General features: G+C 45.7%; 11 protein-coding genes. 4 read left to right on the top strand and 7 right to left on the bottom strand.

What is annotated here, in order from left to right:
* Positions 1-2: 2 nt before the first annotated feature.
* The 3 genes from B3S93_RS06745 to fae all read right to left on the bottom strand — a co-directional run bounded on the left by B3S93_RS06745 (position 3) and on the right by fae (position 3,164).
* Entirely contained in the window at positions 3-1,925 is a 1,923-nt protein-coding gene (locus B3S93_RS06745) for an ATP-dependent DNA helicase (protein WP_292398903.1), read from the bottom strand.
* Positions 1,926-1,964: 39 nt separating this feature from the next.
* Positions 1,965-2,465: a hypothetical protein gene (locus tag B3S93_RS06740; protein ID WP_292398900.1), complete on the bottom strand. Its 501-nt coding sequence runs from the start codon at positions 2,463-2,465 to the stop codon at positions 1,965-1,967.
* Between the two features lie 147 nt (positions 2,466-2,612).
* Positions 2,613-3,164 (bottom strand): formaldehyde-activating enzyme, encoded by a 552-nt coding sequence (gene fae, locus B3S93_RS06735; protein ID WP_226074375.1) that lies wholly within the window; start codon positions 3,162-3,164, stop codon positions 2,613-2,615.
* Between the two features lie 140 nt (positions 3,165-3,304).
* Here fae and B3S93_RS06730 point away from each other — a divergent pair, with 140 nt between their 5' ends.
* Complete coding sequence (locus tag B3S93_RS06730) at positions 3,305-3,700, top strand: group II truncated hemoglobin (RefSeq protein ID WP_292398898.1); 396 nt, start codon at positions 3,305-3,307, stop codon at positions 3,698-3,700.
* Between the two features lie 2 nt (positions 3,701-3,702).
* The gene (locus B3S93_RS06725; RefSeq protein ID WP_292398895.1) at positions 3,703-4,449 is read left to right on the top strand and encodes a competence/damage-inducible protein A; all 747 of its coding nucleotides are present in this window, start codon (positions 3,703-3,705) and stop codon (positions 4,447-4,449) included.
* Here the strand turns inward: B3S93_RS06725 and B3S93_RS06720 are convergent.
* Positions 4,434-5,348 (bottom strand): AEC family transporter, encoded by a 915-nt coding sequence (locus B3S93_RS06720; protein WP_292356798.1) that lies wholly within the window; start codon positions 5,346-5,348, stop codon positions 4,434-4,436. The two genes, B3S93_RS06725 and B3S93_RS06720, sit on opposite strands and share 16 nt — an antisense overlap.
* Before the next feature lie 215 nt (positions 5,349-5,563).
* Here B3S93_RS06720 and B3S93_RS06715 point away from each other — a divergent pair, with 215 nt between their 5' ends.
* Positions 5,564-7,465, top strand: coding sequence for a bifunctional diguanylate cyclase/phosphodiesterase (locus B3S93_RS06715; protein WP_292398892.1), 1,902 nt, complete (start codon positions 5,564-5,566; stop codon positions 7,463-7,465).
* 3 nt (positions 7,466-7,468) lie between these two features.
* Entirely contained in the window at positions 7,469-8,137 is a 669-nt protein-coding gene (locus B3S93_RS06710; protein ID WP_292356802.1) for a transglutaminase-like cysteine peptidase, read from the top strand.
* A 15-nt stretch (positions 8,138-8,152) separates the two neighbouring features.
* Here B3S93_RS06710 and B3S93_RS06705 read toward each other — a convergent pair whose 3' ends face one another.
* Genes B3S93_RS06705 through B3S93_RS06695 form a run of 3 tightly spaced genes read right to left on the bottom strand, consistent with a single transcriptional unit; the run spans position 8,153 to position 13,746 of the window.
* Positions 8,153-9,373 carry a TolC family protein gene (locus B3S93_RS06705; RefSeq protein WP_292398890.1) on the bottom strand — a complete coding sequence of 407 codons (1,221 nt, stop codon included), beginning with the start codon at positions 9,371-9,373 and terminating at the stop codon, positions 8,153-8,155.
* Positions 9,374-9,383: 10 nt separating this feature from the next.
* Positions 9,384-12,521, bottom strand: a complete 3,138-nt coding sequence (locus tag B3S93_RS06700) for an efflux RND transporter permease subunit (protein WP_292398887.1) — start codon at positions 12,519-12,521, stop codon at positions 9,384-9,386.
* On the bottom strand, positions 12,514-13,746 hold the full coding sequence (locus B3S93_RS06695) for an efflux RND transporter periplasmic adaptor subunit (protein WP_292398884.1): 1,233 nt from the start codon (positions 13,744-13,746) through the stop codon (positions 12,514-12,516). The genes B3S93_RS06700 and B3S93_RS06695 overlap by 8 nt, the downstream gene beginning before the upstream one ends.
* Between the last annotated feature and the right edge of the window lie 8 nt (positions 13,747-13,754).

Below are 13,754 nucleotides of genomic sequence, written 5' to 3'. Positions count from 1 at the left end.
GACTAAATGGCAGCTTTAACTTGTCGTTGTACAAAGAAATCTTCGACCTGATTGATATCCTGTGTGATCGGCATGGCGGGCAAACTCCGCATAAACACTTTGCCGTATGGTTTATTTAACAGCCGTGGATCACACAGGATCAACACCCCATGATCCTGTTCATCACGAATTAATCGACCTATTCCCTGCTTTAACTGAATGACTGCAGAAGGGATCTGAATACTTCGAAACGGATTACCGCCCCGCTCCCGCAGGTTATTGATGCGTGCTTCCAATACCGGATCGCCAGGTGAGGCAAATGGAATTTTATCGATTAATACACAAGATAAAGCTTCACCGCGAACATCTACACCTTCCCAGAAACTGTTGGTGCCGAGTAATACGGCATTACCATGCTGTCGAAACTCCTCCAATAAAGTGGCTTTCGCTCCACTCCCCTGCACCATCAATGGATAATCCAGATCGGCCAGTAATTCTGCTACTTCATGCATTGCCCTATAACTGGTAAACAATAAGAAGATGCGACCCTGACTGTGCAAAATAACTTCTTTAGCAATATCAGCAACATATTGATTGTATTGCCGATTTGATGGTTCAACTGGAATATTGGGTAAATACAAAAGACTTTGTTTTGCGTAGTCAAACGGGCTTTCCCAACTGGCATATTCAGCGTTTTCTATGCCCAGATGCTGACAGAAGTGATTAAACTTGCCGGCAACGGTTAAGGTTGCTGAGGTGAAAACCCATGCTGCCGGTTTTTCTTCCAGCCATTGTTGAAAATGCTGACTAATTTCAAACGGGGTAGCATGTAAAACAAATCCGGTTGGTCGATTATCTAGCCACAGCACCAGGTTATCGTCATTTTGCTCAGAAAATAACTGAATAATATTGACTAACTCTTTAGCTCGAACATGGCATTGCGATAGCCCTGGACTTTGTACTGCCAGGGGTTCCAGCTCTGATTCAAACACTTCAAGATAATCAACTAACTCATTGAAATTATTTTTAATTTCGTCATTAAATAACTGGGTTAACCAGGGTGTGCGTTGTTCGACATTACCAATATGCAAACGTAACGATTGTAATTTTGCCTGGAGTTTTTCTGCGTGCAATCCCAGGGTTTTACTGTCGGCTGCGTGTTCTTGAACCTCCTGCACGGTATCACGACATAATTCAACGATTTGATTACTGCTGATTCGATTACCGAGAAACTGGCCTGCAATCGCTGGGAGCTGATGTGCTTCATCGATTATAAATGCATCCGCTGTTGGTAATACTTCACCCTGCCCTGCAGATTTCAAAGCAAAATCCGACATAAGCAAGTGATGATTAATCACCACAATATCAGCTTCCTGTGCCCGTCGACGGGCTTCCACAATAAAACACTGCTGATATTCAGGACATTGCTGTCCCAGACAGTTATCTACAGTTGAGGTTACTCTGGGCCATAGGTGTGATTGGTTTTCCAGCAAATCTGATTCACTTAAATCGCCATTTTTGGAGCTTTGTGACCAATCACGTAATGACCTTAATGTGTCACTTTGTGAAAGCAATAACGGATCCTGCTCGGCAAGAGTCAGTCGATGATGACATAGATAATTACCACGGCCTTTGAGGATAGCCGCCTGAAACGGTACGGCCAACGCTTTACGCAATGTGGGTAAGTCACTTCTGAATAATTGATCCTGAAGATTTTTGGTGCCGGTGGAAATAAAGACTTTTTGACCCGATAAAATGGCCGGTGCCAGATAAGCGAAGGTTTTACCGGTTCCAGTTCCGGCTTCAGCGACTAAAACTGTAGCAGAGGCCAGAGTATCGGCAATACGCTGAGCCATTTCCTGTTGTGCCTGACGCGGATGATATCCCTTGATTTGCCTGGCCAGAATGCCGCCATCAGCAAAAATCTGTTGTAAATCATCCTGCATAACAACGTCCGTACGACTCCATTAACCAGCCTGGGTAAATCACGTAGCCTGATTATCCCAAATTTCAGGTTCTGCACCATTTTCAGCCGTCCAGATCCGTTCACCGATAATTTTGAATTGGGCGATAGACATGGCGCCGCGTTTTTTACGATTACTCTCACGATCATTCAGTGCTTCCTTAATAACCTGCTTGGAAGCATAAAATATTTCTACCGGCTGATATTCATCATCAAACAATACCAGTAACACCCCATCCCATTCCTGGGCGGGGTTCAATTGACCAATTCGTGGGGTGGATTTACTGGTATCAAAAATGGCGCGACCTTTAATCACCAATTTTTGATCGGCTAATGCGCCACTTTTACCTACGGCGTCATAACTGGAATTTAAATTATCCAGTAACTGCAGATCCAAAGATTTTGCGGCATCAAAACGGGCAATTTCCCCAGTAACTGGCAAAGTGCTGCCAGTTGCCTGACGATAACGTGCGGCCAGTTGTCGCGTTTCATGCATTAATGTATCGATGGAATATAAATCCATTTGTCTCTCTGACCGCCTTTATTCACATTCAAGCATTATACATGGCAAAAAAAAACGGTCTGCCTGCTTTCGCAGACAAACCGTAAATTTTGTCGAGGCTGTGAATAACCTACATACCTACGACCGTCATTTTTGCAAAAAATTCAATTAAGATTTTTTCGCATCCAGTTCTTTCTGATAATACTTATGAACCAGCTTATCCTGATTTTCCAACAGGTAATCGATGCTTGGTTCATGATTCATCGCTTTCTCGATAGCACGCGTTGTAGCACGACGATGTACATCAAATAACGCTTCATGATCCAGGTTTTCAACCGTGGTGATGCCAGGGTTTAACCAGACAGAAACGATGATGCCTAAATCATTGGCTTTTTCTTTAGGGATAGTACCGTTACGAACAGCATCCAAAACACCATTGGCAATTGCACCTTGAACCGTACCCATCAGAATATTGGTGTAGGCGGTATTTTTAACAGTCACTTTACTGACCATAATTGTCGCAGGACGAACCTGAACATCGGTATTCATCAGCGCTAATACGCGCGAGTGACCTTTAACCTGATCACCCATTAAATTGGCAAATGCGGTTCCTACTGGTCCATCCAGTTCGCCGATAACGACTTCTGGTTCCGCGGCAGTTAATGGTGGACCATCAGCGATCAGTGCTTCACCTGTTCGCATCACAATTCTTTCACTCATAAGCTATAGCTCCTTTAATTAGTGAGAGGGTTAGATAGAACAGTTCATTATCCGTGTCTGAACCTGATGTCGCAACCTTATAACCCTTTATGAGTACATAGATGCAGAGTAAACTGCACTGATTTGAGCATGGATTCAGCATGGCCGATATTGCAACACCTTATGAACGCATTGGCGGTGAACCTGCCGTTCGCAAACTTTGTCACACCTTCTACAATATTATGTGTGAGACGCCGCAAACCGAAGTAATCCGTGGCTTACATCCGCAAAACATTCAAATCAGTGAAGATAAACTCTTTATGTTTTTGAGCGGATGGCTCGGCGGCCCCTCACTCTACATAGAAAAATATGGACACCCACGATTAAGAGCCAGACATCTTCCCTTTTCAATCGGTATTGAAGAGCGCGATCAATGGTTGTATTGCATGGCTCAAGCCCTGAAAACCATGGATCTGGATCCATTATTTGCTGAACAGTTAATGAGTTCTTTTGCCCAGACCGCAGATTTTATGCGTAATCGACAGGAAACGGAGTAAACATGCATATTGGCGCGGTCATAATTGGCGATGAAATTCTCAGCGGTAAACGTCAGGACAAGCATTTCAATCAATTGCAAATCATGCTGGCCAAACGCGGTCTTGAACTAAGCTGGACCTTGATTGTTGGGGATGATCCACAACAACTTGAACGAGCTTTGCGTTACAGCATGAGCAGTAACGATCTGGTGTTCAGTTTCGGTGGCATCGGCGCAACACCCGATGACAGAACGCGCCAGACTGTTGCCAAAATTGCCGATGTGCCATTAATCCCTCACCCCGAAGCAACTGCTGAAATCGAAGCGCGGTTTGGCGAGGATGCTTACCCCAATCGTATATTGATGGGCTACCTTCCAGAAGGCTCGAGAATAATCCCCAATACAATCAATCGTATACCAGGTTTTTCTTATGCAAACCATCACTTCACTCCGGGCTTTCCAGAGATGGCCTGGCCGATGGTCGAATGGGTTCTGGATAACCTGTATGCGCATTTAAAAAACCAGCGCCCAGCAACAGAGCAGACTATTTTTGTCCAACGTGGACGTGAGTCGGATTTGTTACCGGTAATGAATCAGATTGTTAACGATTATCCACTTCTGAAATTATCCAGTCTGCCTCATTTGGGTGATCCTCCCCATATCGAATTCAGTCTGCGTGGCGATTTGGATCAGGTTGAACAAGCCATGCAATTGATTAAACAGGCGGTGGATCAAGCGGGTTTTGTCTGGTCCGATCAATTAATCCAGTAAAACCACAGCGGTAAACTCGCCATGCAGAGCACAGTCGTTAATGTTACCGCTGCCGCGTAAAGCGATGTATCCAAACCGTATCGTTCACAAATCACAATACCAAATACCATCGTCGGCATAGCAGCCGATAAAATCACCGTGGTCATAATATCGGTCGGCAAATTCAGAACCTGAGTCACCAGCCAAACACCCGCTGGCGCCATAAATAAGGTAATTGCTGCAACCGGTAATAATAGTGGTAACAGGTTCAATCGCAGGCTCTGCCAGCGAATACTCATGCCCAGTGCTATCAGCATTAATGGCACCACGCCACCAGATAGCGTTTGCAAGGCAGAATGAATAAAATCAGGGCGTTCCACATTGAGCAGATTTAATAGCACTGCAATGGTCACTGCCCATAATGGTGGTATTTTTATCAGGCTTTTTAATGGATGTGAGGACTGATCGTGGCTGCCATAATATCCCGCCATTAACATGCCCACCGTCATCAGTATGGGGGTACAAGCAAATAAATCGTATTGCAAAATAATGGCATTTGACCAGCTGCCAAGCACTTGATCCAATACTGGCAAGCCAAGATAGGTGACGTTGGGAAAAGTTGCCGCCAGGATCAACGCACCTTTTTGAGCATTGGTGACCGGTATCACTTTTAATACCAGCCATATAGACAAGGCTGCTGTCGCCAGACCACTCATTGCCAACAACGATATCTTCATTGAAGTGATATCAAGCGGCGCTTGCCAGATCACATCAATCACCATGGCTGGCAACAGAATATAAAAAACCAGATCGGTCAGAGCCCGGCGATGTGCCAGCGCCGGAATATGCCTGGGAGCCAAGGCCTGCCAAAGCGCACCACAGGCAATTAACACGGCCATTTGCGCCAAAACCATAAACATCGGAAGACTACCTTGAATAGAGGACGGTTGATCGTATCAACCGGTCACTGAAAACAAAAGCCAAAAGTGTATTGTTTTGCCCAATAACACTGGATTTAGCTTGCCTGACGGCAGTTGCACAGGTAATGTTAGCCCGATTACTGGATGATGTTGTAAAACAGCTGTCTCATGCTGACTCCAGCCTGATGATACCTTTAATAATGAGGTTGTTTCTTATGTCTTTATCAAAACAATTACTTATCTTGCTAACACTGATTTTTCTGATTGTGTTCTCAGTAAATTTTGTCATGAGCATGGACAATATCCGTAGTTATCTGCAGGGCGAATCGGAAGTGCATGTACAGGACACGGCAACCTCACTCGGTTTATCACTCAGTCCCCATATGGCTGATGAAACTGATCCGATTTTGCGAACCATGATGAACGCCATTTTTGATACCGGTTATTACAAGGAAATGCGTTTATTGGATGTGGATGGCAATGAATTAATTCGGCTGACAAATCCCGATGAAGTTCGTGGTGTCCCCAGCTGGCTTCCCCGGTTTTTTCCCATCGAAACTGCCACCGCTGTCAGTGAAATAAGTACCGGCTGGAATATTGCTGGCACCCTGCAAGTCACCAGTAATCCCGGTTATGGTTACCTCAAGCTATACGAACAATTTAAATCCACGCTCAAATTTTCATTGTTCATTCTGCTAGGTGCGATTTTGCTGTTGTTGGTGGTGCTGAGAATGACCTTACGTCCGTTAAAAGCCATAACCGAACAGGCAAACGATATTTCTGCTGGGAAATTTACCGTTATTGAAAATTTACCCTGGACCAGAGAAGTACGGTCAGTCGCCAAATCCATGAACAGTATGTCAACCAAAATTGGCAAAACCATTCATCACCTGAATTTGCGACTTGATAAGCTCAATGACAATTTGAATCGTGATCCACTTACAAATTTATTAAATCAGCAAACGTTCAATGTCGATATAAAACAGGCACTCTCCATTGGCGAATTCGGCCATGTTATCTACATCAAATTCGATGACTTGAGTGCAGTGGTGAAAAATCAGGGTAAAAATGCAGTAGATGCACTACTGAAGGATTTTGCCAGCCAGTTGCAACAACTACCCTTTGCCAATCTGCGCAGTTATCGCTGGTACGGATCAGAATTTGCTGTTTTGACAACCGATAGCAATATGCAAGACATAACCCGGATTGCCGAAGAGATTCAGGCTCTGGCCAACGAACTGGGGCAACAATATGAGCATAGCGACTTACTGCATATGGGGATTGTTTCTTATGAACGTAGCAGTGAAGTTGAGCGACTCATGCCAGCATTGATTGAGGCCTATGAGCAAGCACGTTTGATTGAAGCCAATGCCTTTTACATCAAGGAAAACACCTTAAGTTCAATGTCTGAAATGAGCTGGAAAGCTACTATTGAACAGGTAATTAATACAGATTCGGCAATGATTACCTTTACCAACCAGGCTTACAATTACAGTGACACCGCAAAACCCCATCTGGTGATGCGTGAAGCCTTTACCGAAGTTCGTGATGCAAATGGTGATTTACTGCCTATTGGTACCTTCTTTTCAATGGCTGAAGCTTTTGATCTGGTTGAAACACTGGATAAACACATTGTGCAAAAGGTGTTGGACTTGATGGGCGAAGAATCCAATCCGGCTCCTGTGACAATCAACCTGTCTCTGGCATCAATTGCTTCAGCAGACTTCCGCCAATGGCTTGGCAAAGCAGTCATTCAATCAGGCTTATCCCCTGCCCTGTTAGCGTTTAGTGTGACCGCTTATGCTGCGGCCAAAGATCTGGATACATTCACCAATTTCAGCATCTTTGTCAGACAGTTAGGAGCTCACAGTCTATTAAAACGTTATAGCAGCGATGTGATTCCGGTGAATCTGCTGAAAGATCTGCATATTGATTACATTCGACTGGCACGCGATCTGACCACAGATATCCGTAGTAATACCAATAAACCGGACTTGCTCGATATCATTCAGGAAATTGCCCGCTTACTGGAAGTAAGAGTATTGGCAGAAAGTGCAAAAGACGAACAAGACTTTCTCTGGTTACAACAGGCTGGCTTGTTCGGGATCAGTCGTTAATCAATGTTGCTTCGGCTAAAACCTATTGTATTGACCTTACTGCTGGTTTGGTGGCTGCCGTTTTCTGTTCCATTGCTGGCAGAATTACTGATTTCAGAAGCGTTATTGCAACGCATTGAAAATGAATACGATAGTGAGGCCAGACAACGCGTTGAAGCCTGGCAAATATTGATGCAGGAAAATCAGGATTTATCAGAGCGGGAAAAACTCGCGGTAGTAAACGATTTTTTTAACAGTAATGTCCTGTTTGTCGATGATATTTTTTTATGGAATAAAGAAGATTACTGGGCTACGCCGATTGAAATGCTGTCACTGGGAGCTGGCGATTGCGAGGACTACTCCATTGCTAAATATTTCACCCTGAAACAGCTTGGCGTTGATGAAGATAAACTGCGTATCACTTATGTTAAAGCCATTGATCTGAATCAGGCACATATGGTTTTAACTTATTTTGAAAATAAACGCGCCATTCCCCTGGTGCTGGATAACCTGATTAATGAGATACAACCGGCCAGTCGTCGTCAGGATCTGACACCTGTTTACAGTTTTAATGGCACGGGGTTATGGCTGGCCAAATCCCGTGGCGAAGGACAACGGGTGGGTGATGCCTCGCGCTTATCATTGTGGGAAGATTTAGCTGCCAGAATGCGAGCCGAAACAGTTGCGGATTGAAAACAACGTTTGTCGCTACAGCGTCCGGCCAGCAATCTGATTAATCTGTGCAATCTGTTGTTGAATTTCGATTTCCAGTTGCAAAAGTTGGTGGCGATGTTTGTCGGCTATTTCCTGACTACGTAAAAAGCTTGTTAAATCCACCCCACCCATATCAAAACTACGTTGTTGCATATCAACATATTGCTGACTGACCGCATATTGTTCTTTCAATAGCGTTTGTCTCTGTTGCAACGTTTTAAGCGTATCCATCGCGGCAAGCAAGTCAGCTTCAAGCTGACGTTTCTGTTGCTGCTGGGCAATCTGTAAATCGGCTAACTGCCGGCTGGCCTGTGCAATAGCCGGTTGCTGATATTGTTCATCGTTCAGGGCAAAGCTGATGCCCACACCTACGCTGTTGTTATAGGGATCGGCGTGTTCATCCCGTTCACGTTTAACGCCTACAGACAGACTGGGATGTTGAACATTGTCATAACGGGCGTTGGCGATTTCACTGCGTTGTCGGGCAATTTGTTGCTCCAGCTCAGCTAATAATGGATGGGCTTTATCTATTTCAGTCGACAACGGTAAATTTTCTTCAATCACATCCGGTAAGACCTGCTGCCCGGTCAGGTATTGGTATTGATTTAAGCTTTGTTGCAAATCCATCTTTGCCGAAGCCAATTGGGACTGCATTTCCAGATGATGACTTTTTGCCAGCAAAGCTTCTGAACTGGCTAAATCCCCCCCCTCTACCCGATTTTCAACATTGTTAAGCAAGTTCCGGGCATTGTCCCGTAATGTTTCGGCATGGCGAACTTTGGCTGCAGAAAGCATCACTAGCCAAACATGACGTCTTACCTGTGCCGAGGCATCAAGGCGAATTCGTTGTTGATAGTAAGGCAGCTCTGCGGCCAAATGACGTGACAGATTCTGCTGATGACGTTTTTCACCGGGTAGCCAAATCGGCATTTCTACTGAAGATTCCCATTCCTGCAGACCCTCACCACTACCGATTACATCATTGAAATGATTCACCGATAAACTTAAAGGCTCAGCAAATAACTTTCCAGCAAGATCTGAACGGCTTTTTGCCAGCGCATCCATGCTGGATTCAGCTTGTCTGGCAGGGTGCTGGCTGTAAACGTAATCCGTCAGTGTTTTCAGCGTGATAGGATCCGTTTCTTCAGCATTAACGGAGTAACTGACTAAAATTGAGCTTAGTCCGAATAATAAACACAGCATACGCAGTTTCATCTTCTACCCCTTATTCGGTGGTTTGTGTCTTGGCATTACGAAGTTTGGCAAAATTTTCGGAAATGCTTTCGTGGAACGACAATAATGCCGGAATGACAAGTAACACTAAAATCGTGGCAAACATCAAACCAAACGAAATCGATACAGCCATTGGAATCAAAAACTGCGCCTGAGGCGATGTTTCAAATAGTAATGGTGTGAGCCCGCCGATAGTAGTTAATGAGGTTAATAATACTGCCCTTAACCGTAAAACCGAGGCTTCAATAATGGCATTTTGGGTCTCCAGGCCTTTTTCACGTAAGTTCTTGAAAAAGGTCACCAGAATAATCGCATTATTGACCACGATGCCCGACAGCCCAAAGATGCCGAATAACGACAGAATTGTCAGGTCGATATTAAGTAACCAATGGCCGACCAGCGCCCCAATCAAGCCAAATGGAATGGCTGTCATAACCACTAGCGGCCAGCCATATGATGCGAATACCCAGGCCAGAATAATATAGATTAACGCAAAGGCCAGCAGTGTGCCCTGCTTCATATCCCCAATAGTATCGGCCTGTTCTTCTGCCCTGCCCTCAAAAACCACCTGAATACCATAACGCGCCATCAAATCAGGAAGAAATTCTTGCTGTAAATCCGCCAGAATAGTGTTGTTATTGGTCACCTGGCTGTCTACAGTCGCAGTGACATGTACCGCCAGCCGGGTATCGGTATGGCGCAATACATCAAACCCTCGGCGTGCATCAAAGTGCACCACTGAATCCAGCGGCACACTACCGCCATCTGGCAGGCGAATCATAAAATCGTCCAGTGAGGCCTGAGTATTTCGCTGGCTATCTGGAAACATTACCCGAACTTCAACCTCGTCATCACCATCCTGAAAAATCTGTACCAGACGTCCGTCATAAGCCGAGCGTAGTTGTCTGCCAACGTTCTCAACCGTTAACCCCAACACCTCGCCCTGCTCCTTTAGGCGATAAATCAACTGCGACTGACCATAGGGTAAATCATCCTCAATTGCACTCACACCGGGATAACGTTGTAATGCTTCAATAACTTCCCTGGCAGCCGCCTTGAGGTTATCGGTGGTGCCGCCGGTGAGCCGAATATCAATATCACTGCCAGGGGGGCCTCCTCGACGTTCCGATATGGTGAAGGTTTCAATACCTGCAGGCATAACGATTTTCTCGCGCCAGGCATTAATAAATGTCTGATTACGCACATCGCGTTGGTCCGGCGAGGTCAATTCAACCTGCATTGAGGCAAAACGGTCATCCACCTGAGCATCAGACATGCCTCCGGCAGTACCCGCCGCGCCCAACTTACTGGTGGCGACATCAACCAATGGCTGATCCCATTGCTGATCAGTTTGCTGCAATGTCGCCGTGAGATGTTGCAGAAATTTATCAGCCTCGCTGCGCGGTGTTCCGGCAACAAAGCGTGCATTGGCTAATACCGTGGTGCCTTCAGGTGATGGGAAAAAGTTAAAACTGATGCGACCACCTGCCAGTAAACCAAAACTGATGATCAATAACGCCATGGCAATGCTCACCGTTAAGCCACGATTTTTTACTGCATTAGTGACCAATGGACGGAAAAGATCATCACGCAGATAATTGAAAGCATTATCCAGACGCGCACGTATTGCCGAAGGCTTAGCATGATGAATATTTTGAAAGCTATGGCGCAGATGGCCCGGCAGAATCAGAAAACACTCAATTAACGAGGCGATAATCACGCAAATCACCACAAAAGGAATATCGAACAGAATATTGCCAATCACACCACTGATAAGCATTAATGGAATAAACGACGAAATGGTGGTCAGCGAAGAAGATAAAATCGGTGCCAGCATACGTCTTGCACCACCTTCTGATGCTGTCAGTGATGGTTCACCACTCTGATAATGGGCAAATGCATCTTCTCCCACGACGATGGCATCATCAACAATAATCCCCAGCGACATGATCAGACCAAACAGGCTGATCATATTAATACTGCCACCCAGTGCATATAACACGGCCAAAGCTGCCATAAACGATACCGGAATACCTACCGCTACCCAGAAAGCAACGCGCCCATGCAGGAACAGAAACAAAATGCCCAATACCAGTAATAATCCACCCAGGCCGTTTTTTAACAGCAGATTGATCCGTTCTTTAATCAGTTGCCAGCTGGCGTCATAGACTTTGAGCTCAACGCCCTCAGGCAGTGTTGAGGATTTTTCATCCAGCCACTGTTCAAGCACCCGCGCACTTTCCAATGAATCGGCGTTTTCCGTACGTTGTAATTCCAGTTCGATGGCTGGTTGCCCCTGATAAAACAGATTCATCTGTTTACGTAAGGGTCGCCTTTCAATAGTAGCCACATCTTCAAGTTTCACTAATCCATTGGCAAAATCGGACTGCAAAGCAAATTCAGCAAATGCTTGCACATCACGACCTTGATCCAGACTGCGGATCTGCCTTGTGCTTTCATCGTTGCCAATTTCACCAGCGGGTAAATCCTGACTCAGCTGGGCAATACGATCAGCAACCTCATCCAGATCCAGTCCCAATGCTTCCAATTTGGTTTTATCCAGCTGAATGGCTATTTCTTCAAGCGGTAATCCACTGATATTGATCCGCGAGATACCGCGATCCAGCAGCTCATGCTCAATATCATGTGCAAGATAACGTAGGGACGCCAGGTCGCCGGTTTCACTGGTGATCAGAATGCGCGCCACACTTTCATAATTGGTGACCAGAGTAACTTCAGGTTCTTCACTATCCGTGGGTAAATTGCGGATCTGAGCAATTCGATCCTTGACCTGATCCAGTGCCTGCCCCATATCGCTTTTTTCAATAAACTCAAGGGTGACCCGTGACATACCGTAAGATGAGGTTGAGGTCATCTTTTTCACATAATCCACACTGCGAAGTTCCTGCTCTACCTGGCGGGTAATCGACTCGGCGACGTCCTCGGCACTGGCACCACGCCATTCAATGCTTACCGTAATAATATCCAGAGCAAAGGTCGGGAAAAACTGAGTATTAATACGATTTAACGACAGAACCCCGGCGAGGATCATCACCATCATCAACAGATTGGCAGCAACCCGATGTTGGGCAAAGAGACCAATAAAGTCGCGTTTCACCGTGCTATTCATCTTTAATACTTACGGATAACCCATTGATGGCATTTGGTAATTGAGTAGTAATAATCTGATCACCCTGTTGCAAAGCTTCGCTTTGAATCAGCAAGCGGCTTTTGCCATCCTGATTGGAGTAATCACCGATTTTGCTGACTTGCACCGCTTCAAGCTGATTATTACGAACCCGATAAACCCGATCCAAACCATATAAAGCACTGTAAGGAATGGCTACAGTATCCTGCCGAACGGGCAAATCAAGTTGAGCGCTGACAAACTGTCCTGCGGCCAAAGGTCCCGGATCACCTTGTAGGCGGAACAGGCCATCCCGTCCTGCGACATTGGCATTCACCTCACCGCTGAGGCGTTGTAATTCAAATTCATATTGCCGACCGGAAACTTCGGCAGTGGCGGTCAATTGCTGTGTTTCAAGCACTGAATAAATATCCGTCAGATAACGCTGCGGAATGGATGCACGCAATTCCAATTGCTGCATATCATAAAGCGTCATTAAGGCATCACCCACCTGCACCCGGTCACCCTTGGCAATTTGCCGATCCGTGATTCGACCTGAAAATGGAGCTTCGATAATGGTACGACTCAAATCCAGTTCTGCGCGATCCAGTTGTGCCTGAGCCTGTTGACGGTTTGCCTGAAGTTGGGCAATTCGAATGGGATGATCCTGAATATCAAACTGCCGCTGTTTAAGCTCCAGGCTTTGTTGCGCCTGTAAAGAGATGGATTCATCCAATAAAGCCTGGGATGACAACTGGCTCTGTTGCAACTTTTCAGCACGATTCACCGCCGCTTTAGCCAAATCGACTAATTGCTGTTGCGTACCTAACAGGGCTTGATTGCGTTTAAGTTGCGACTTTTCTGCCTCGATCTGTGCATCAATCAGCGCCAGTTCGGCAGCAGCCTGTTCTACCGCCAATTGTGCTTCTCGAGGATCCAGCTCAATCAGCACATCTCCCTGTTCAACATATTCGCCATCAAACACATAAACCTCAGCGACATCTGCGGTAACAGCAGCTCGCAAATTAGCCATTTGCGGGGCTTCAAGACGACCATACAACGTTAATGTTGGTGATAATGCGGCAAAATCAATCGTCTGAGTCTCAACCAAAACACCCTTTACCGGACGATCCTGAACCGGAGCCTGAGGACGGGTACTGATCAACGTACCGAATATTACGATGGCCAATGCCACGACCAGCAAAGGGGGTAACAAACGTTTAATCAAAACCCTAC

Source organism: Methylophaga sp. UBA3613, from assembly GCF_002375415.1.
Taxonomy (GTDB): domain Bacteria; phylum Pseudomonadota; class Gammaproteobacteria; order Nitrosococcales; family Methylophagaceae; genus Methylophaga.
The sequence above is the reverse complement of the archived record's forward strand: the minus strand, read 5'-3'. Positions and strand labels throughout refer to the sequence as shown.